Source organism: Methanobrevibacter millerae (assembly GCF_900103415.1).
GTDB classification, from domain to species: Archaea; Methanobacteriota; Methanobacteria; order Methanobacteriales; family Methanobacteriaceae; genus Methanocatella; species Methanocatella millerae.
This window is the reverse complement of sequence record NZ_FMXB01000017.1, coordinates 33,107-54,781: the sequence shown is the minus strand read 5'-3', so window position 1 is coordinate 54,781 and position 21,675 is coordinate 33,107. Positions and strand designations below refer to the sequence as shown.

Annotated in this window: 19 protein-coding genes; 16 read left to right on the top strand and 3 right to left on the bottom strand. The window is 33.2% G+C overall.

What is annotated here, in order from left to right:
* Window positions 1–193: hypothetical protein (locus tag F3G70_RS12125; protein WP_223166062.1), on the top strand; the 193-nt coding region annotated here is incomplete at its 5' end.
* Window positions 194–212: 19 nt separating this feature from the next.
* Here F3G70_RS12125 and F3G70_RS09410 read toward each other — a convergent pair.
* On the bottom strand, window positions 213–806 hold the full coding sequence (locus F3G70_RS09410; protein ID WP_149732451.1) for an NAD(P)H-binding protein: 594 nt from the start codon (window positions 804–806) through the stop codon (window positions 213–215).
* Between the two features lie 185 nt (window positions 807–991).
* Between F3G70_RS09410 and F3G70_RS09405 the strand changes: the two genes are divergently transcribed.
* Window positions 992–1,681, top strand: a complete 690-nt coding sequence (locus F3G70_RS09405; RefSeq protein WP_149732450.1) for a hypothetical protein — start codon at window positions 992–994, stop codon at window positions 1,679–1,681.
* On the opposite strand, the gene F3G70_RS09400 is transcribed toward F3G70_RS09405, so the two are convergent.
* Entirely contained in the window at window positions 1,678–2,970 is a 1,293-nt protein-coding gene (locus F3G70_RS09400; RefSeq protein WP_149732449.1) for a cobalamin-dependent protein, read from the bottom strand. The genes F3G70_RS09405 and F3G70_RS09400 overlap by 4 nt on opposite strands.
* A 580-nt stretch (window positions 2,971–3,550) precedes the next feature.
* On the opposite strand from F3G70_RS09400, the gene F3G70_RS09395 reads away from it, so the two are divergent.
* The 14 genes from F3G70_RS09395 to F3G70_RS09330 all read left to right on the top strand — a co-directional run bounded on the left by F3G70_RS09395 (window position 3,551) and on the right by F3G70_RS09330 (window position 17,736).
* Window positions 3,551–5,569 (top strand): DEAD/DEAH box helicase family protein, encoded by a 2,019-nt coding sequence (locus tag F3G70_RS09395; RefSeq protein ID WP_149732448.1) that lies wholly within the window; start codon window positions 3,551–3,553, stop codon window positions 5,567–5,569.
* A complete protein-coding gene (locus F3G70_RS09390) occupies window positions 5,566–5,745 on the top strand; it encodes a hypothetical protein (RefSeq protein ID WP_149732447.1) in 180 nt (59 codons plus the stop codon). The genes F3G70_RS09395 and F3G70_RS09390 overlap by 4 nt, the downstream gene beginning before the upstream one ends.
* Entirely contained in the window at window positions 5,746–7,722 is a 1,977-nt protein-coding gene (locus F3G70_RS09385; protein WP_149732446.1) for an AAA family ATPase, read from the top strand.
* Window positions 7,712–8,176 carry a hypothetical protein gene (locus F3G70_RS09380; RefSeq protein ID WP_149732445.1) on the top strand — a complete coding sequence of 155 codons (465 nt, stop codon included), beginning with the start codon at window positions 7,712–7,714 and terminating at the stop codon, window positions 8,174–8,176. Before F3G70_RS09385 ends, F3G70_RS09380 begins: the two co-directional genes overlap by 11 nt.
* 41 nt (window positions 8,177–8,217) lie before the next feature.
* Window positions 8,218–8,403, top strand: coding sequence for a hypothetical protein (locus F3G70_RS09375; protein ID WP_149732444.1), 186 nt, complete (start codon window positions 8,218–8,220; stop codon window positions 8,401–8,403).
* A gap of 1 nt (window position 8,404) precedes the next feature.
* On the top strand, window positions 8,405–10,378 hold the full coding sequence (locus F3G70_RS09370; RefSeq protein ID WP_149732443.1) for an AAA family ATPase: 1,974 nt from the start codon (window positions 8,405–8,407) through the stop codon (window positions 10,376–10,378).
* Window positions 10,368–10,805: a hypothetical protein gene (locus tag F3G70_RS09365; RefSeq protein ID WP_149732442.1), complete on the top strand. Its 438-nt coding sequence runs from the start codon at window positions 10,368–10,370 to the stop codon at window positions 10,803–10,805. The genes F3G70_RS09370 and F3G70_RS09365 overlap by 11 nt, the downstream gene beginning before the upstream one ends.
* A gap of 27 nt (window positions 10,806–10,832) precedes the next feature.
* The gene (locus F3G70_RS09360) at window positions 10,833–11,675 is read left to right on the top strand and encodes a hypothetical protein (protein WP_149732441.1); all 843 of its coding nucleotides are present in this window, start codon (window positions 10,833–10,835) and stop codon (window positions 11,673–11,675) included.
* Window positions 11,676–11,736: 61 nt separating this feature from the next.
* Window positions 11,737–12,054, top strand: a complete 318-nt coding sequence (locus tag F3G70_RS09355) for a hypothetical protein (protein ID WP_149732440.1) — start codon at window positions 11,737–11,739, stop codon at window positions 12,052–12,054.
* On the top strand, window positions 12,051–12,623 hold the full coding sequence (locus tag F3G70_RS09350; protein ID WP_149732439.1) for a (deoxy)nucleoside triphosphate pyrophosphohydrolase: 573 nt from the start codon (window positions 12,051–12,053) through the stop codon (window positions 12,621–12,623). The genes F3G70_RS09355 and F3G70_RS09350 overlap by 4 nt, the downstream gene beginning before the upstream one ends.
* A complete protein-coding gene (locus tag F3G70_RS09345) occupies window positions 12,620–15,532 on the top strand; it encodes a DEAD/DEAH box helicase (protein ID WP_149732438.1) in 2,913 nt (970 codons plus the stop codon). The genes F3G70_RS09350 and F3G70_RS09345 overlap by 4 nt, the downstream gene beginning before the upstream one ends.
* A 114-nt stretch (window positions 15,533–15,646) precedes the next feature.
* On the top strand, window positions 15,647–16,282 hold the full coding sequence (locus F3G70_RS09340) for a zinc ribbon domain-containing protein (RefSeq protein WP_149732437.1): 636 nt from the start codon (window positions 15,647–15,649) through the stop codon (window positions 16,280–16,282).
* A 242-nt stretch (window positions 16,283–16,524) separates the two neighbouring features.
* The gene (locus tag F3G70_RS09335; RefSeq protein ID WP_149732436.1) at window positions 16,525–17,121 is read left to right on the top strand and encodes a hypothetical protein; all 597 of its coding nucleotides are present in this window, start codon (window positions 16,525–16,527) and stop codon (window positions 17,119–17,121) included.
* 18 nt (window positions 17,122–17,139) lie between these two features.
* Complete coding sequence (locus F3G70_RS09330; RefSeq protein WP_149732435.1) at window positions 17,140–17,736, top strand: zinc ribbon domain-containing protein; 597 nt, start codon at window positions 17,140–17,142, stop codon at window positions 17,734–17,736.
* Window positions 17,737–18,235: 499 nt separating this feature from the next.
* On the opposite strand, the gene F3G70_RS09325 is transcribed toward F3G70_RS09330, so the two are convergent.
* A complete protein-coding gene (locus F3G70_RS09325) occupies window positions 18,236–21,565 on the bottom strand; it encodes a C1 family peptidase (protein WP_149732434.1) in 3,330 nt (1,109 codons plus the stop codon).
* Window positions 21,566–21,675: the final 110 nt, after the last annotated feature.

Genomic DNA, 21,675 nt, shown 5'->3' with positions numbered 1-21,675 from the left:
TGTTATTTTGTATGGTGATATTATGTTTGATTTAGGAAAACCTATTAAGCCTAGAGAACCTGTAAGAGTTCTAGAAGCTCCTCAGCCATGGGATTATGATGATATTAAGCCTTTGGAAGGGGATGCTCTTAAGGAACATTTGCTGGAAATCTATCGTAAACGTCGGGAAGAGTCTGAGAATCAACGCTTTTAAAGGCGGTTTTTAGAAATCATTAACTCCCGCTCTTTCGGGTAATGCTGATGCTTTTTCTCGAATAGAGTTCCGGATCAGCTATTATCTCGAGGGCAACCTTTTCAACCGATTCGATGGTGGTGCGCTGCGTTTGAACTTTCTCGCCCTTTTCGGTTATGGTGAAGTCATCCTCATCCCCGAATTCAAGAAGGCCCAGCCTCAGGATGGTGTAGTCCACGCCGCTTGCTTCAATCAGGTCGGCGGCGTACTGGTTCGGGATTTGAAGAGGCTCATTGTCCACATTCAGATGCTCCGCATTTTCAAGCTCGTTGTAGATTCCAACCGTCGCCATGAATATTAATCTTTTGGGATTCGCATTAATGATATTGTCTGCAATGACTGGCATGTAATCGCCTGAAATTGCGCAATAGACCAAATCGCAGTCTTTTAATGCCTTTTTGATTTCCCTTGCATTGGTGGCGTCAATTTTTCTGGCCGTGATTCTGTAATTGTCCTCGAATCTGTCTGCTGCACTTCTTGAGAGAAGCGTTAACTTGTGGTCTGTAACCGCAAGCAGTCTGGCCGTTAATGCCAGTCCGAATTTTCCCGTTGCACCCAGTATAGCTATGTTCATGTTTTTCACCTTTAATTTTAGTTTGTTTTTTGAGTAAAACTATAAATTTAAATATTTTTTAAAGTATATCTATATTTAGATTTAATCTTAATTAAATATAAGATATTCGTTGAATTACTGATGTTTGTCTTATTTTGATTAATAATCAATTATTTAATTAATTGTCTATCGTTTAAGTTGATTTTATGATTGGTGATAAATTCATTTCAAATAAAAACGGGAAATATTTGATTCATAAAACTATTGATGGTGAAGAATATTTTTTTGGTGAATATTCAAATTTGGATGATGCAATTAAGGAACATGATTTATTAGAGTTCTTGGGTTGGCCAACATATGTGGCATTATCTTCTAATGATAATAAAACATCACAGAAAACTCTCGATGACAAAAAAACTAAAAATGCGATCCATAAATCAATTCCTACAAGAATTGATGAGCCTCACTCTACAGTATCTTTTAAAATCGGGTCTGCTTATAAACATGGATTTTTGGTATTGACTCGTAGCGAAACTGAAGATATTATTCCTAAATTGCCTTATGAAAAAGAATGTGATGTTATTTTCGATGGCATTAAAGCAAAAATCAAATTAAATGTTTTGTTGAGATTAAGCTTAACCAAAGGCAATGAGGAATTAAGAAATCATTTAAAAGAGTTAAGTGATTTCAATCCAAATATGCGTGCAAATATCGATATATTGCTAAATAAAGAAGATGAAAATCCAATCACTGTTGATAATTCTGAGTTAATAGAACAATTAAACGAATCTGAAAAGAAAATTGATGAATTGAATGAGTTAATTAAGGATTATGAAGAAATTTTATCTGAAAAGGAACTTTTAATTCATAAATTAAAAAAGGAAATTAAGAATTAATTCTTCATTTTGAAATAATCTTGTTGGGATGCATCATGGAATTCATAGGGGCTCCATGCATCGGGCAGATATTTTTTGGCTTCATCATAGTTCATTTCACGATATTCTTTAGCTTTATCTTGAGGCACTTTTTTACGTTCAAGAATGGTGGAATGGTAATCTACTTCATGTCTCATGCAGATATTGTGTCTGCGGATATTTCTTCTAAATTTCCTAACTTTCGAATCTGTCCATCCCGCTTCAGTGTGGATATGATAATCTTTTTCCGTCTGACCTTTAGTTTTATATGAACTATAATAGTCAAATGTTTGATTTAGGGGTCGGTATCTACAATCAGTTATTTGAACTCCCCATTCAGCACATTTTACTCGTTTTTCTTCCATTTCTTCATAAGTTAACTCGTAATTATATATCATGAATACGGATATTTCTTTTGCAGTAAATCCTGCTGAAATTAATAAGTCTATTTGTTGTTTAATGCTTTTAGCTTGTTTTATTCCATAATCCCATGCAATTTTTGGATTTTTAAAGCCCGCATCTTTTAACAATTTTGCAAGATGTGGTTTTTTCCTTAATATTCTTCCGTCGAAACCTGATTGGGATTCAAGGTAATTAATCTTTTTATCTTTCTTTAATTCTATTAATTCCTTTAAAATGTCTTCTATATGGGGATTTGCAAGGAGATTATTGTCATAAAAAATTAATCTTTTCTTTATGATTTCGTCTTTTATGCTTTTTTTACATTTCCATTCGGGTTCAATAATATAGGTTCCACAAAATCCGCATTGTCTAATGCAGCCTCTGCTGGTGTGTATTATTTGATAATCGACATCCACCAGACTATAATCTGGAATTAATCTTTCTACTTCGTCAATGGGTCCTTGTATAACATCATCGCATTTTGTGTATTTTAGGCAATGATCGGGCATTAATGATGCGTATACTCCGCCAACTATTATGGGGACATCTTTAAATTTATTTTTATAATAGAATACTGCATTTTTAACATATTCTGACCAATAGGTAAAAATTGATGTTACAAAAATAATGTCTGGTTTATATTCGTCTTCAGGAGCAAAATCAAAAGTTGTTTGTCCAAAATCTTTATTTTTTTCTTCAAAACGAATAAGTTTCACATCAACTGGTTTGTCCTTAAAATAGGCTGCTATCTTTAATAATCCAATTGGAAGAAAATTTGAATGATTTCTGCTTTTATTAGGTATTGGAAAATTCGGTTCTACCAATAGAACCTTTTTTATATCGTCATTCACCCAATCTTTAAATTGCATAGCATCACCATTCAAAAAGTAATATTGTTTATGTTAATATATATTTTTAAACATTTTAATATATTTTTTAATATTTTTAAATACAAGGGATTTTTTGATCAATTTTTAACTTTGAATAATTTTTAATTATTTTTAATCATAATTAAACATTTTTTATTTTTATTTTGATATTGTATTTCAAACACTTATTTTTTAACATTTTTATGTTTATTCTTATACTTGTTTTCGAAATAACTTTGTGTACATTGTTTATTATTGGTTTTTTGGACGATCAATTTTTTAAATATGATCGATCGATCTATAATTTTCATAATTTTAATGATCGTTATAATTAATTTTTTATAGATCAATTAAGGATCTGATCTTTCTCAAATTCTATTTTAAAAAGTATTGTGTGAGTTTAAATTTTTATTTTATTTGTTTTTATTGCCATGTTTTAAATATAATTGCATCTTATTCATCAATAATCAAATTGAGAAAGATTTAGTAATCTTTATATTCTGTCAATTAAAAATATATGATTAGTAATATCTTGTGTTTAAATCAATTATTGTAATTTTTGGTATGTGGGTAAAAGGTAATGTCATTTAAAAATATTGATTCGGATTTGAAGCCTAGTTATAATTCAGCTAATGATGATATTGTTGAGGATTTTTATAATATCGTATTATCGGAGTCTGTAAAATACGATAGGATTTCTGGTTTTTTTAATTCTACAAGTTTGGCAGTTGCTGCCGAAGGCATTGACAAATTCGTAAAAAACGATGGAAAAATGCGTCTTATTTGTGGAGCTAAGCTTGATGCTGACGATTTGGAATCAATCAATAATGCTGATGAATTAAAAGATTTGATACATGAAGAATTTTTAAGGGATTATAATTCAATTCAGGATGAAATAGTTAAGAATCATGTAAAAATCTTGGGTTGGATGATTGCTAATGGTTATTTGGATATTAAAATTGGAGTCAATGTTAAAGATGATGGGTTTTATGAACCAGGAATGCTTCATTCTAAAATTGGCATAATGTATGATGATGAAGACGACTCAATATTGTTCAATGGTTCAGTAAATGAAACTGCATCTGGTTGGAGGAATAATATTGAATCATTAAAAATTTTTAAGAGTTGGAGAAATTCTGAATATATGGAAGATGATATTCGGGATTTTGAAGATTTTTGGGATGGTTTAAATCCTTCTTTAGAAATTTTTGATGTGCCTGAAGCCAGTAAACGTAAATTAATCGAATTTGCTCCAAAATCTAAAAACGATGTTTTAAGCTTAAAATTAAGTTCAAAACCTACTTTAAGGGAATATCAGAATGAGGCATTAGAAAGTTGGGTAAATAATAACTATCATGGTATTTTAAGTATGGCTACGGGTACAGGTAAAACTATAACTGCTTTATCATGCTTTGATTATTTAAAAAGGAAAAAATCCAAATTATTGACGGTTATTGTTTGTCCTCAAAAGCATTTGATTAGTCAATGGGAAGAAAATCTTAAAAAATTTAATTTTAAAGGAGAAACTCTTGTAGCATCGGGAGATAATCCAAAATGGAAGTCTCAATTATTGGGTTTGATTGGAGATTTAAAATCTGGTTTAAAGAAGAATGTGGTCATATTTACCACATTTAACACATTCAGCAATCAGAAATTCATTAAAAACATGTCTTTATATGGTGAAGAGTCATTAGTAATTGTTGATGAAGTTCATGGAATTGGGTCTTCTGAATTTAGAAAAGGATTTGATGTTCCCTACACTTATAAGTTAGGATTAAGTGCTACTCCGGAGATTGAAGACGATTTTGAACGAAATGACTTTGTTTATGAAACATTTAATAATGTTGTTTATGAATATGATTTGGAAAAAGCTATTGATAATGGTTTTTTAACTCATTATAATTATTATCCTGAATTTATTGATTTGGACAACGAGGAATTGCGTGAGTATGAATATTATACTTATGAAATCGTTAGGTTGATAAATAAAAAGAATAAATCCGTTAACGATGAAAATAAGTTAAAAACATTTTTAATTAAAAGGAGGAATGTGGTCAATAACGCTAAAGCTAAAATGGTTTATTTAAAAGAGTTTTTATCAAAAAATTCTGATATGAAAGATTTGATTATTTACTGCACTGGTGAACAATTGCCTAAAGTTCAAAAGATTTTAGAGGACTTGGATATTCCAAATAAAAAATTCACTGGTGAGGAATCTACAAAAAAAGTTAGGGGGAAATCTGAAAGGGATAGAATTTTGGAATTATTTGCAAGGGGTCATTATCACGCGTTGGTAGCTATCAAATGTTTGGATGAGGGAGTTGATGTTCCTTCTACTCAAACTGCATTATTAATGGCCAGTACTTTGAATTCAAGACAACATATTCAAAGAAGAGGTAGGATATTGAGAAATAGTCCGGGTAAAAAAATTGCTAATATTTATGATTTAATTGTATTTCCATGCATGAAAGATCAATCTAGCTCTGTAGAAAGTATATTTCGTAACGAACAACGTCGTTATGATGAATATGCTGATTTAGCAGATAATTTTTCAGAATGCAGTAGGAAATTCATTGAAAAATGGGAGGAATGTAAATGACAAAAATGAATCTTGAAATAATTGATTATATAAATAATGCTGATTTGGATGATAATCTGAAGCAATTTTTTATTAATGCAATTATATATGAGTTAAGAAATCAGAATAAAACACAATTCACCGCAGCATATACTACGATGATTGAATCAGCCATTAAATCTGGAGGGGATGAATAAATGTTTCTGGATTATATTGAAATAACTAATTTTCGCCCTTATTATGGAACTCAAAGAATTGATTTCGGATTTAATGAAAAAGAAAATTTAACAATTATTTTAGCAGATAATGGTAGTGGAAAAACTTCTTTGGTTAATGCATTAACCTGGGCATTATATGGTAAAGAGCTTCATGATGTTCGTGACAAATCTGAACCTATTTATAATCTTAAGGCAGCAGAAATTGCGGAAGCTGAAGGGTATGATGAAATAAATGTTGAAGTTAAAATTAGATTTTATTATTTTGATGCAGATAATCATAAAAAATATTTCGTGGTTGATAGGGAAGTTAAATATCAACAATGGGAGGATGATCAATGGTCAGCAGAATTAACAAGCCATTTGATTGTAGATGAAACCGGTAAGGAACCTATGGATCAGGATATTGCTCAAAATGCTATTAATAATAAGATTCCGAAAAACATGTTTCATTATTTCTTTTTCAATGGTGCGACATTATCCAATTATTTTGAAAGCGATTCTGATTTAAATTTGAAAAATTCCATTGAACAGATATCTCAAGTTGGTTTAGTAAATAGCATGGCTGATCATTTGGAAAAAACATTAAATAATCTTAATAAACAATATGATAAATTACGTCCTGAAGGTCCAGTAAATTATAATAAATTAATCAATAAAAAAATATCTGAAAGGAAAGACCTGGAAGATGAAAGGAAAGCAAATCATATAAAAATTGATGAGGCTCAAAGATTAATATTAGAATTGGACGAAAAATTAAAAAAAGCCGATTCGAAGCATGTTAAAGAATTAACTAATCGTAGAAGTGTTTTGGAAAAGGAGAAAATATCATTATCTACTTCAATTAAAACAAATACTGTAAAATATGAGAATTTAATATTGGAAATTTATCCTATTGCTGTTTTATTTGATGAATTAATTGGGGCTATAGAAATTGCTGACAAATCCCGTGAAACAAAAACAGCTCCTCCTTTAATTGAAAGAACATTGTTAAATGATATTTTGGATGATGGATATTGTATTTGTGGTGTAAAATTAGAAGATCATCCTGAATGTGTTGAAGAATTACATAAAAGATTAAGAAAGACTACTAAAGTTCAAACAGATGAATTTTACAAAGATTATTATGATATAAAAAGCACATTGAAAAAATTAGAGAATATTCATGAAATCGACAATATGCGAAGAACACTTGAAGAAAACAATGCTCATTTGATTGCTGTAGAAAATGAGATTTCTGAAATTTCTGAGGAATTGATTTCAATTGATATTGCGGATATTAACGAATATGAAAAGCATAGGGATAATAATGTTAAAGTTAAGAAGAGATTAAGGGATAGAAATACAATAATCGGTAAGGATATTGAAAGGTTAAAAAATGAAATTGTTCAACTTAAAAAGAAACGAGATGATATTGAAGAAGCAAATGAGAAATTAAGGGAAATTAATCAAAAAATAGAATTTTGTGAGTCTGCTGTAGATGTTGTATCTACATTAAATTATGATGTACAAAAACATATTCGAGATAAAGTCACATCTAAAATCCGTGATCAATTTATTGGAATTGATTGGAAATATGATAAGTATACTGATGTAAATATCGAAGATGATTATAGGATACGGGTAACTAAAAGTTCTGGACAAAAAATACGTCCTGGAGATTTGTCTGACGGTGAAGAAAATCTACTGGCATTATCTTTTATGATGGCATTGCATAGTCTTAGTGGATTCGAAATACCATTAATCATTGATGCTCCTTTAGAAAAATTAGATAAAAGTAAACGTATTGACTTTATTTCTGATTTACATGAGTACACTAAAGACAAACAAATTATTTTCTTGTTTACTGACAGCCAATATACGAATGATGTAAGAGCAAGCATGTTAGAAAATGTTTCTGAAGAATATGAATTAAAACCAGCTGAAAATAAAACGGAGATTGTTAAACATGAGCAGTAAAGAAAAAACTGTTGCATCTAGATTGAGTCGTGAAGATGGAACAAATAAAACATATAATGGATTATTAGAACGTCCTGGACCATTAAGCAGTAAAAAGAAAAAATACACTAGGGATATCTTTACTTTAGCATTAGCTTTTGGTTATGAAAACAATATCCGAACACCTCTTGTAATTAAAGATAATTTCGCTAATAAAGAGAATTTTGGTGAAGATTTACCTTCTTTAATTAATGCATTGGCAATAACCAAAACTGATAAAGGTATTGATATTTTAGGTGAAACCCCTTCTGATATTTATAAAGTTGCAGAAGAATATGCTAATGGGGGGTTAGACTATTTAAACTCAGAATATCTTAGTGGCGCTGATGAATTCATTGAAACATTAAGAATCAAAATATTGGATTTAAATAAAGACGATAGAATTATTAATAAATTGAAAGAATTGGACTTATGATTCTTTTATTTCAATTTATTTTTATATTGTGAGGTATTATCATGGATCATTTAAATAAGGATATTAAAGAAGGGATTTCTAATTTAAAGTGTGATGATGATATGAAATCCTTTTTAAAAGAGATTCTTAATTATGAATTAGAGCTTTATAATAAACCTGGTAAAACCAAGAAAACTATTTCAGAGGAATATAATAAGCACATTTCAGTTTTTTCAGAAGAGGATTAAAATGAGGATTGAATCAATAAAAATTGAAAATTATAGGCAATATAAGGGGCCTGTTGAAATAGAATTCAGTGTGGATGAAGATAAAAATTTCACAATTATTCAAGGTACAAATGGTGCAGGTAAAACGAATCTTTTGAATTCAATAACTTGGTGTTTTTATGGTAAAGAACTCCACAAATCCCAAACAACCGGTAAAGGTCCAATTTATAATTTAATAACTAAAAATCAAACAAAACCTAATGAAAATTTTGATGTAAAAGTTGAAGTTACATTAGTTGATGAATACGACTTCAGAATCATCTGTACTCGTTCATTAAACTTCCGTTGCGATTCAAAAGGAGAAATTTTCCAGGATCCTCATGGATCTAACTTTCAAATATATCAAGAAATGCAGGATGAGAATTTAACCCGTCCAGAATTATTTGTGAACAATAATTTGCCGATTGATATTGAAGGATATTTCTTTTTCGATGGTGAAAAACTTGAAGATTATTTTGATGTAACATCTAAAAATTCCATTAAAGATTCCGTTTATCAGTTGTCACAATTACATTTGTTGGATTCTGCATTAAGTAATTTGGAAATGAGACGAAAGGAATATGTTCGTGATTTAAATAAGTTGGATAAAAACACAGGTAAATTCCTGACTGATAGAAATAATCTCGAATCTAAAATGAGAGTTTCTCTAAAAAAGAGAAACAAAATAGATAGTGAAATTGAAACGTTAAATACAGAATTAATAGAACTCAAAAAGGAGTTACGTCAAGCAGATAATAAAGATGTATCCATGTTAGAACGTGAAAGAACCAGATTACAAAAGGATGAACAAAGATTAATTAAGAATATTGATAAAACAAAAGAGAAAAAAGAAAAGTTTTTAGTTAAGAATGTTTCATTTGTTTTAGGGTTTCCTGCATTGAAATATGGTTCTGAAATATGTGATTCAGATAATGAGGAACTATTTAATTCATTATATAGTCCTGAGTTTTTAGAACATATTTTAAATAAAAAACAATGTATTTGTGGTTGTGATCTTTCAGAGAATGACGATGCATATCATCATTTAGAACATCTTATGGAATCGGTTTCCAATTTAAACAATGTATTTGATAAGGTTAAAGACTCTTCAAGAGAATTCAATACGCTGTTAATTGAATTAGAAGATTTTAAAAGAAATTTAAATTCAATTAATGAGGATATTTCTATTTATGAAGAAGATTTAATGGAGGTTAGGGAAGATCTTAAATTTAATCAATATAACTTTGAAGGAATTGACAAATCTAAAATAAAAAAATTAAATGAAGAAATTCTTGAAAAAGAAGAACTAAAATCTACTAAAATTTCTGAAAGAACTAAGGCAGATATTGATTATAAGGATGCTATAAGCAAGTTAGAACGTCTTGAACGCATGGAAAGAGATATAAAAATTAGGGATAAAAAAGTTTTATTGTTGAATAATAAAAATGCTTTTTGTACTCGAGCCATTAAACAAATTGAGAAGTTAAAAGGCAATCTTTCTGAAAATATTCGTTCTCAAGTTGAGGATTTAACTACAAGCCAATTTAAAAAATTGATGTGGAAAGATAATTTTGAAGAAGTTTTGGTTAGTAGAAATTATGATGTTAAAGTAAAAGATGTTGTTGGTGAAATTTCCTCCCCAGGTATTTTATCTGCAGGTGAAAAGTTAGTATTGGCATTATCTTTCGTTTCTGCATTAAATAATATTTCTGGCTTCTATTTACCATTTATAATCGATACTCCTATGGGAAGATTGGGCAGTGAAATGAAAAATAATATTTCTAAAACATTGCCTGAATATATGGAAGGTCGACAAGTTACTCTTTTAGTTACTGATGAGGAGTACAATGAAAATTTCAAACATGGTATTGCTCCTAAAGTCGGTAAAGAGTATTATATTAAAGTTAATGAATCAAAAGAAGGCACACATTCCGAGGTTGTTTTAAATGACAGATGATGAAAAAACAAAAAATAGGATTTTTATAAGAAAAAAAGATCGTGAAATTTATCAATCTATTAAAACTGCTAACGGTATTTTAAGCAAAGCATCTAATAGTGAGTTATTTGTCATGGCTATGGTTTTAGGATTTAAAGAAAAAGGTAAAGGCTCATTAAAAAATATTTCTTCCGATGCTAATGAGGGTTTTATACGTATAGAGAGTGTTGATGATGATTCATGGAATATGATAAAAGCATTTGCATTGTATGAAGAAGAGGATGTTAATGTATTGGGGGATATTGATAAAATGCTTGATATTGCCGAAAAATATGCGAATGAAGGAATTAAAGTTTTGAATAAAGTATATTTCGATAAAGATACTGATTTTACAGAAGTTTTGGAGGAAAAGTTGATTAATGAATTTGATTCACATGAAATCGGTTAATTTAAGTAGTTATTGTGGGTGAGTATTATGGGGCTTTCAGTTGAAGAATTAAGGCAAAGATCATTAGAAAACAGGTCAAAATTAAAAAACTCTTATTTCCATATTCCTATGGGTGATATAAGTTATGATTTTCAGATAACTGGTGTTGGGAAACAAGCTATTTTAATAAGTAAATACTTTTTCTATAATGAAATCATTAAAGGAATTAAGGACGGTAATTCAAATGGTTTTGAGGCGGCTATTCAACAGATAATTGTTGATCCGTCCGGAAATAAAAAAGTAATGATAGAAAATCCTAATGAATTAAAATTAAGAGCCATGTCCAATAAAAATGGAATTAAAACTTACCCAATTATGGTTCAAATTGGAAATAACCAATATTCATTTAGAATTGGTGGTGTTGGCGGCAAATCCATTAAAGTAATCCTGTTTATTAATTATCAGGATATTGCTAAAAATTCCGAAAAGGATAATTTTAGCTTAGAATTTATTTTAAAAGAATTAATCATTGGTAATGATGTTGAATATGATGTATTTGATAGGTTGAGAGACAATACTTATTTCATAACTGAAGAAGAGGAAGAATCTTCCGCTGGAGTAGATTTATCTGGCATTACCAAATTGGATCCTGATGAAGCTAAAGAAATCGCTTCCAATCTCAGAGGATGGTCAAAATTATTATTTGATTCCATAGATGATTTGGATAGTGATGTATTTACGTTTGATGATTTACTGGAAGTAGATCGTCTTAAAGCTTATCGTGTGGAAGGTAAAAGTTTAGAGCCTCTTGTTAATAAAAACTTGCCTACATTAATTGATTTGGGATTAGTTTCTGAAGTTGCAGATAAACAATATTCTAAGAATTGGTAATATTGTTTATCACCAAATTTATAACGTGGGCCGCATAATATTTAATTAGAGGTTTTAATTAATGTTATGCAACATTTCCATTTCAACAATCAACGATGAAAATCAGCTTACAATCCATAAAAGCAACTGTAACGTTAACTTATTCTATCCTTTTATTAATGAACTGATGCTTTTTGACACTGATGAGGATTTTTTGCATGACGAATTTTGCATAAGGCTTTCAAAAGAGGATTTAAACCAAATTAACACTTCAAATATAAAAGAAGAAGATAAGAAATTCTTAAATGAAATATCCGAACTATTCAACAAGACCAAATGCAAATCAGTCGAAATCGATGGAAGATTTCGCAGATTCATTCAAATCGGGGAATTAAATTGAAGACTTTAAACGTTGTTGCAGCTATTATTCACAAGGGCGACAAGATTCTAGCCACCAAAAGGGGCTATGGGGAATTCATCAACCAGTGGGAGTTTCCTGGCGGAAAGATTGAGGAAAACGAAACCAAAGAGGAAGCATTAATCAGAGAAATCAGAGAAGAGCTCAACGTTGAAATAGAAATCACTAATTTCGCTTTGGATTTGGAATATCAGTACCCTACATTCTACCTCAAGATGAGCTGCTATGACTGCATTATCAAAAGCGGAACCCCAAAGCTTCTTGAGCACAATGATGCCAGATGGCTTTCAAAAGCCGAATTGGACGACGTTAACTGGATTCCTGCCGATATCGCAGCTGTCAATTACCTGAAAGAAACAATGCTTTCAAACGAGGAAATCATGGAAAAGATGAAAGGCATTGATGAGAAGATGATGAAGGTCGGATACGATCTGGAAGCGCTATACAAATTGTATGACGAAACGGATGACAAGTTCGAAAGGGAACTCATTTACGCTGAAATCAGAAGCATTGAAATTTTAAACACCATAAAAATCGAAAACATAAAATGAACATCGAAGAAGACATCTTAAACGGAGCCAGGACGGCATTCATTGACGAATCATACAAATCCAGTCCGGACTTTAAGCCGAAGCTGCTTTTCAATTCTAAAGATTCTAAAGTCAGAAACGAAATCATAGATCGTCTCAGAACCTGTGATGAGTTCATTATATCAACCGCTTTCATTAACTTAAGCGGAATCACGCCTTTGCTGGAAGAGCTGAAAATTCTTGAAAAGAAAAACGTTAAGGGAAAGATATTAACCACGGATTATCTGAGCTTTACCGAGCCCAAAGCATTAAAAAAATTAAATAAATTCAAAAACATCGAAATCAGAATGTTTACAACCGAAAATGAAGGATTTCACACCAAAGGATATATCTTCAAAAGAGACGATTCATATTTGGCAATTGTGGGAAGCTCCAACCTGACTGCTTCAGCTCTTACCAAAAACAAGGAATGGAATGTCGAGTTTAGCACAAACGGCGACGGCGAAATCATAATCAACCTGTTAAATGAATTCAACGAATTATGGAGCAAATCACATGATTTGGATGAAATTCTTCCGACTTATGAAAAGCTCTACAACGACAATAAGAATTTCAAGGAATTAAGGCAAACGACAGAGGAATTAAGGAAAAGTAACATTGTCGATTTGGCTCCCAATTCCATGCAGGAGGAATTCCTTAAAAACGTAAGAAACTTGATAAAGCAGGGTGAGAAAAGAGCAATTCTCGTTTCCGCAACGGGAACGGGTAAGACCTACGCTTCAGCCTTTGCGGTAAGGGATTTCAATCCCAAAAGGTTTTTATTCATCGTTCACAGGGAACAAATCGCAAAGCAATCAATTAATGCCTATAAAAACGTTATAAAAAACAAATCATTTGGAATGTTAACCGGTAATAATAAGGATTTTAAAAGCGACTACATTTTTGCAACCATCCAGACATTATCCAAGGGTGACGTCTACACGAGATTTAAAAGTGACGAATTCGACTATATCGTAATCGACGAGGTTCACAAGGCCGGTGCATTGTCCTATCAGAAGATTTTCAGCTATTTCACTCCTAAGTTCTACCTTGGAATGACCGCTTCGCCTGAGCGTACAGACGGCTTTGACATTTACGAACTTTTTAATCACAATATCGCCCATGAAATCAGGCTTCAGGAGGCGTTGGAAGAGGATTTATTATGTCCGTTCCATTATTTCGGAATAAAAGATGTCACTTTTGATAACGAAGTCATAGATGACAATTTCACTGATTTCAATTGTTTGGCATCCGATAAAAGAGTTGATTACCTTCTTGAAAAGTCAGAGTTCTATGGATATTCCGGTGAAAGAATAAAGGCTTTAGTGTTCTGTTCAAGAAAAAAAGAAGCCAAAATGTTAGCCACCGAATTCAACAGGAGAGGCCATCCGTCCGAGGTATTAACGGGCGAGGACTCACAGGCCTACCGTGAAGAGACGATTGACAGACTAACCAACGACGCCAATCCCCGCAATCTGGAATACATATTCACTGTAGACATCTTTAATGAGGGTGTAGACATTCCCGAAATCAACCAGGTTATCCTTGCAAGGCCGACACAATCCCCAATCATCTTCATACAGCAGCTGGGAAGAGGCCTTAGGAAATTCAAAAGCAAGGAATTCGTCGTTATCCTAGATTTCATCGGAAACTACAAAAACAACTTCATGATTCCATTGGCACTTTCAGGAGACAGGTCATACGACAAGGACAATCTGAGGCGCTATTTGATGGAGGGAAACAAAATCATTCCCGGCGCATCTTCAATCAACTTCGATGAGATTTCAAAAAGGAGAATCTTCGAATCAATCAACAACACATCCTTTTCCAAAATCGCACTTTTCAAGGAGAAATACAACAACCTTAAATTCAAACTGGGTAAAATCCCTTCGCTTTATGATTTTGCCGTTAACGCAGAGTTCAATCCCGAACTCATTCTCTCACACAAGAAATTCGATTCATACCATTCATTTTTAAGTTATGTTGACGATGACTACACAGGAGAGCTTGACAGTGCTCAAATAGCTTCATTAAAGCTGATTTCCAAAAAGCTCCTGAAAGGAATAAGGCCTCATGAAATGATAATACTCAACTGCCTGAGATACAATAAGTATTTCAACATGGAAATGATTGAAAAATGTTTAAATGAAATTTACGGCCTTGATAATCAAAATGACTCAATTAACGGAGCCATTAACTTTTTGAGCCTGAATTTCTACAGAAAAGAAAACGGCGATGGCTATCAGGCAAATACCGTTCAGGGCTTTGTGGGCGATGCCATCCCTTATGAAAACATATTCTTTAATGACGATTTTACGATTTCGGATTACTTCTGGAACTGCCTTGCCAATCCGACTTATTTAAGGCACTTTGAGGATGCGGTTAATTACGCATTATTCAAATATGAAAACTATTACAGGGACGAAAAGCCGTTCAAGCTGTATGAAAAATACTCCCGTGAAGACGTATTGAGGCTTTTGAACTGGAAACACTTCATGAATGGCCAGAATATCGGCGGATATAAAATAAAGTACAATACGTGCCCTATCTTTGTAACCTACAATAAGGCCGAAGACATTTCAGAAACGATAAATTATGATGATCAGTTCATCAGCAAGGAATGCTTCTCATGGATGAGTAGGGACAACAGAAAAACCTCATCTGCCGAACTGGAAGCGTTAATTAATTATAACGACCTGGATGTTGAACTGTTCATACAGAAAAACAATGATGAGGGAATCGAGTTTTACTATATCGGAAAATTAACTCCCCTTACCTATAAGCAGCTTTACAGAAATATCGGCGGCAAGGACAAGCCTATTGTTAATTTCACATTCAAAATAGACAATCCGGTTAAGGATGAGCTCTATGACTACTTCACCAAAGACTAACAGCACCATTACAACATATTAAACACAACTAATAAATATCATTAAAACATAATATACTATATCTGCTCCATATATTCTACTTTTTGGGAGCAAACAATTGACAATTGGGATATTATGGCTTTTGAACAGGAATTAATGATGCTGGAAGGACAAATTGAACGCGCTCAGGATATGGATGAGCTTAACTACATTAGACTTACAAGCGAAAAGAAATACTGGTGGACAAGCATATTCGTTGCAGGACTTTTCTACGCCCTCAACGGAGATGTGGGAAAGATGATTATCACGTGGATCATTTCGTTTTTTACATTGGGAATATACGCATTATATATCATCTACACCAGCTACAGGGACCAGAACGAATTCAACAATAAGATGGAATACTGGATTCTGCAGAAGTCAAGGGAACTGAAGGGAAATCCTCAGAGAAATTCTCAAGCTTCAAGTTCAGCTGAAAGGATAGGCACCTGCCCGAACTGCGGATATGAACTGGCTGAGTCACACAAGTTCTGTCCCAACTGCGGAGACAAGGTTGAAATTAAGAAAAATAAGATTTCATTTTGTCCGAATTGCGGTGTAAAAGTTGAAGATAATGCAAGATTCTGCATGGAATGTGGAAATAAGCTTTATGAGGATATTCAACCAGTTAAAGAGGAAACAGTCGAAACAACCTCTGAGGAAACTTCTGAGATTGAGGCAAGTGAAGTCATCATGCTGCCGGAAAAAAAAATGAATAGCTTTTTTAAGTAGTAGGTACAATATAATAAATGGCGGCATTGAGATTTTTCATCGCTATCCAACGAAAAATCTTTTTTTTCCGCCATTATCTAATTAAACCACTTATTTTTCAATAATTAACCTAACAGCTATTTAAATCATGCTAATTCAATTAATATGATTAATTAATCCTTAAATTCCTGATTCCCTTAAGGATTAATCTCCATGAATACAAATCAGAAGTTATTTATACATTTTAAACACAATATATGAACATGGAGTATGAAGGTTTTCGCTTAAGAAGTTTTATTTTCCAAGACAAGGAAAAGATTCACGGAAAACGATTTTCACTGCAGGGTGACTCAAACGCAACATACGATTTTAACATTCACGGAGTCGGCCACAACGCACTTGACGTAACGGCATTCTGCAATTATGAAAAAATTGCAAGGAATTCAAACCGTATGGAAAAGGACCTGCATTATCTGATTGATTACAGGGCAAAACTTGCATCAACACTTGCAAGCGAGGCAAATAACAGAGCATACAGAATATATGAAGAAAAAATTAAGGTCAATATCGAAGACATTGATTACACGTTCATTATCGACGGTGTCGGTCCGAAGGCCATTAAAATGACCTGTCAGGTAACTTATGATGAGATTGCAACTTCACACCGTCCCCTGGAAAGTTATCTTAAAAATCTGATTTCTTCAACCTATCGGATGGATGATCCAGAATTAATCAGTAAAATCGATCGTGAATGGGCGCAAGATTTTGAAGAAAAGAAAAAGCGTAGACAACAGACCATTAAGGACGAAGAAGAAAGGAGAAGAAAGCGGGAGGAACTTGAAGAGTTTCTCAAGTCTTGATTAAGTGAGGAGGTAAATATGAGTAAGACCTGTCCGAACTGTGGCGTTAACTCGCCGGATAACGCCAAATTTTGCATAGAATGTGCACATGACTTAACAGACGTTCCGATTATCAAAGATGAAGTAAATCCTAAAAGCACTAATGGCAATGGTTTAAAATTGGGTTCAATCGCACTGATAGTTATTGCATTAATTGTTATTATTGCAGCAGGATTTTTCATTTTCGGCTCAGGAGATGATTCACAGCCGGAGGAAAACATTCAGATAACATTCGATGAAGTAACGGTCACCGATTTCACATCATCAGGTAAAATCTATTACAATTACTTTGTAAAAGGATTCATAACAAACATTCCCAAGGACTGTGACGGCTATATGCTCAAGACGATATACTGCGATTCACAGGGCAGGGAACTGACCTCCACGGTAGAGAAACTGTCATCTTTCAAGGATAATGAAAAGTATGATTTCTCATCAACAATCAGCTTCTATCAAACCCAGAACTATCTTGATGTCAATCACGTCAGTGTACAGCTAATCAAGGATAATGTCTTCATTAAGGAGTTCAATTCCACAATGAGCACCAATAAATTAACTTCAAACGCAACAGCCTGATTTATTCGGGCTTTAATCTTTTTTTATCATTAACTGGATGAAATTAAAGCAATGTATCTACATGCACCACATTAATTTACTCGGTTTTGAAATGACATTAATTAATATTAATTATTCTCTTAAGGAAAATGCATAATCACAACAAACATTAACGTTTAATCATTCATAAATCGCAGATGCTTAAACTTATTTCGCCTCGCCTGAGAATCAATTAATTTGACCATAAGTTTGTTTCGAATAGGCTTATTTCAAATTAATGTCGGCCATTCCCGGTTCAAAACCTGATTTGCGAACTCCTGGATATATATGCTGGCCTTTAAAACAGGCGGATTTTCAAAGGCACTGGCATTAATGCAAATTCCTCTCCGCCAGATTGAATGATTAAAAAAACATTCGTTTTAACGAGACATGAATTTAAGATAAGTGACCTCATGGAAATCGAGCGCATGCAGGTTAGGATAATCCATTTAAAAAAAGTAAAGAAAAGGATTAAAATTAATTAATCCCTTATTGTAATGGTGTTTGAAATTCTTAGCTCATCATACTCGGAAGTGATGATGTATTCTCCGGCCATTAAATTAATGTTGAGCCTTGCAATACCTTCGGAATCGGTTGTTCTGTTATAAAAGACTCCGTTGATGTTGAAGGTTACGTTAACGCCGGATAATGCCTGGCCTTCACCGTCCACAACACTAACGTTGAAGGTTGAACCGTCCTTGTACTTCATGTCCAAATCATCAGCTTCCAAGGTGGATAAAACCGTGATGTTATAGGACATCTGAAGGCCGGTCAATGGATCCAAAGCCGTTAATATGTACTCGCCAGGGTTCAAGTTAATGTTCAGCCTTGCAGTTCCGTTTTCATTGGTTACGCGGTTATAGAACACTCCATTGATGTTCATGGTAATGTTCTTTCCGGCTACTGGGTTGCCTTCACCATCAATCAATGTAATGTAGAACTGTGAAGCGTTCCTGAAGTATTTAACCAGATTGTCGGCAATTAACGTTGGCAATACGGTAATTGAGTTTTCAACTGTCGTTCCGTTGAACGTGGTTTTTATCGTGTAATTGCCAGGATTCAAGTTAATGGCTATTCTGGCAGTTCCGTTTTCATCACTGATTCTGTTATATGTTCCACCATTAATTTCAAATGTAACGGTTTGATTAGCAACGCCAATATTTGCCTCAAATTTGGAATCGTTTTTATAGATTTTAACCAAATCTTCAGTGTAGAACGGTAAAGCAACAGTGTAGACTTTTAGACATGCAATATAACCTAAGTCATAAGCATCTTGCCAAGGCTGTCCGTCAATACTGACAAATGAAATGTTTCGAGTATAATGAACTCTGGTATCAGAAAGATCAATGAATGGAACACCGTTTGAGGTAATCACTGCTTTGAAGACATCTCCTTTTTTGACTGGTATGTAATCGTTTAATTTGATGGTGTGGTAACCAAGATATGGAGATACTCCTTCCTGAGTTAGTTTTAACACATCATTAACAAAAATTTCGACTGTATAGTTGATGCCACTTTGGTTGAAGTATGTTCCAACTGCCGCAATCAAATCATCATCTACAGCTTCAAATACATTCATATAACTTGCAGTTGAATTGCCTGTATCGAAGCCTTCGTCCCACATTAAATCATACTGATAGTTCTTATTATATGGAACTGTATTTTCAATTATTATTGCAGTTGCATATCTAAATATTCCGCCTGGAGCATATTGCAACAAAGTCTGGTCATAATATGAAACATACAGGAATCCGTTTTCTCCAAAACCAGGTCCCCAGCTGTTCTTAACAATCCATGCACCGTCGCCAGATGGAATAATTCCGAAATTCTCTTTTGGATAGTTGTCATCCCATCCAACAACTGAAACAGCATGGTTCGGAGGAATAGTTACATTCACATACTGTGAATGAGTGTCAGGCCTGTAATAAGGAGTCACATCATCATATGTGGACTGTCCATTGTAATTTACATCTATGGAACCGTATTTCAGGATTGCCCATTTGAGCTGTGTGCCGTTCGGTATTTCGTTGTTAGGTATGAACATAAGGTCCTGAATATGGATATCATTTTGGGTTTTAATCACCGGTGAAAGCTTTCCTAAATCATCATAGGTATCGGCATCCTGTACAAATGCTCCAAGCCAGCTCAAGAGATAAGCTGTGGAATCAATGTTGCCTCCCCCTTCCAATGTTTGAGTATCGCCGTAAATTGAATATTTTGTCATGGTATTCTGCATGTTGTTTTCTGAAAAATCAGCTGCAAGGCCGGTTGCTTTCAATAACGCTGATTCCAGTACTCCTGACATTGCGAATGTCCAGCAGGCACCCGTCCAACCTTGATTTCTGACTGGTGAAACCCATCCCCAGTCACGTGAATCATATCTTGCTGGAAGAGCAGTAACATTGATTACATTGTTGATTAATGTTAACTGCAGGCCTTCTCCATCTTGGATTGTTGCATAGAATGTATTGTTAGTTGAGACATTATTATCATTGATGAAAATATTTGTTTTGTCTATAATGGATTGTTTATCGAAAAATGTGTAGATTGGGTTTGTATTATTTTCAAACAGTGTATTTCTAATGTTATATGATCCATCATAAGCATAAATTGCATTTCCAGCACTTGCAGTGTTGTTGATGAATCTAGAGTCATTTATACTTATTGTAGACATGTCAATGACCATTGCGCCACCGTAAGTAGGATATCCTTCAATAATGTCAACACCATTTGAAGTGAAATTACAGTCATTGATTTCAGCAGAATCAACATATGAAATGTAAACTGCCCCACCATTGTATGTAGCATGACAGTTTGTGAATTCAGTATTGTTTATGGTGAGATTTCCGCCGAATTGGATATAAGCACCACCAAATCCAGAAGAAGTGTTCCTGAATACCGTATCGAGTATGGTCACATTGCCCGGACGTGTGTTATCCATTCCGGGAATATCTACAAGAATTGCTCCTGCATTTTTAGCAGAAGTGATGTTGATGAATTCACAATTCCTGATGTATAGCACACCACCACTTTTATGGCCTATTGCACCTGAAGAGATGCTTGCGGCCAAATTAATAAATTTGGAATTGAGTATTGTAAGGGCTTTTGATTTTTCCATATATATTGCAGGAGTGTAGTTTGAAACGATATTTGCAAATGTGACATTGTCAACATAACCTTCTGCTTCTTTTATAATAATTTGAGCACGTTTGGCATGTACATCTGAAGTGAATTCTGTGTTGTAGAGGTTTAATTTACCGTTTTCAATATATATTGATGAGCCGCCACCTCCATAATTATCAATGAATTTTGAATTGTTAATGTTTAAAACATTATCAGATAAAAGTTCTATAGCCCCTCCTTCTGTGGTTGCGAAGTTTTTAATGAAAGTAACGTTGTTCAATGTTAATGATCCACTAGTGTATATTGCTCCGCCTTTTTCGGCATTACCTCCGGTTAAAATCAAATTGCTTAATGTAACGTTGTTTGCAGTAATGTTGAATATTCTTGATTGGTTCTTCCCATCTATTGTAAAACCGTTACCGTTAAGTACAAAATTATCCTTGCCGATAACAATTCCATTTTTGTTGTCAGTTGCATTGTTGAAGGCATAGTCCTTGGTTAAATCCAAAGTCGTGCCCGTATTATTTATTTCATCAGTCAAATCTGTGAATGAAGCTTCATCCACCATATACATATCTTCCTGACCATCATCGCTTAGGGTCTCATCGGAAATGTCGTCTGCTGCACAGACAGCCCCCACCGGTATGATTAAAACAAGCATGACGATTATAATCTTTAAGACCTTCATAATTATCACAATATAAATTTATGTAAAAAATCAGTATTTAAGTATTTATATTGGATTTCAGCGGTTAATGGTGTGTCAAGTTTTATTAAAAAAAGAAAGAAAGGATTAAA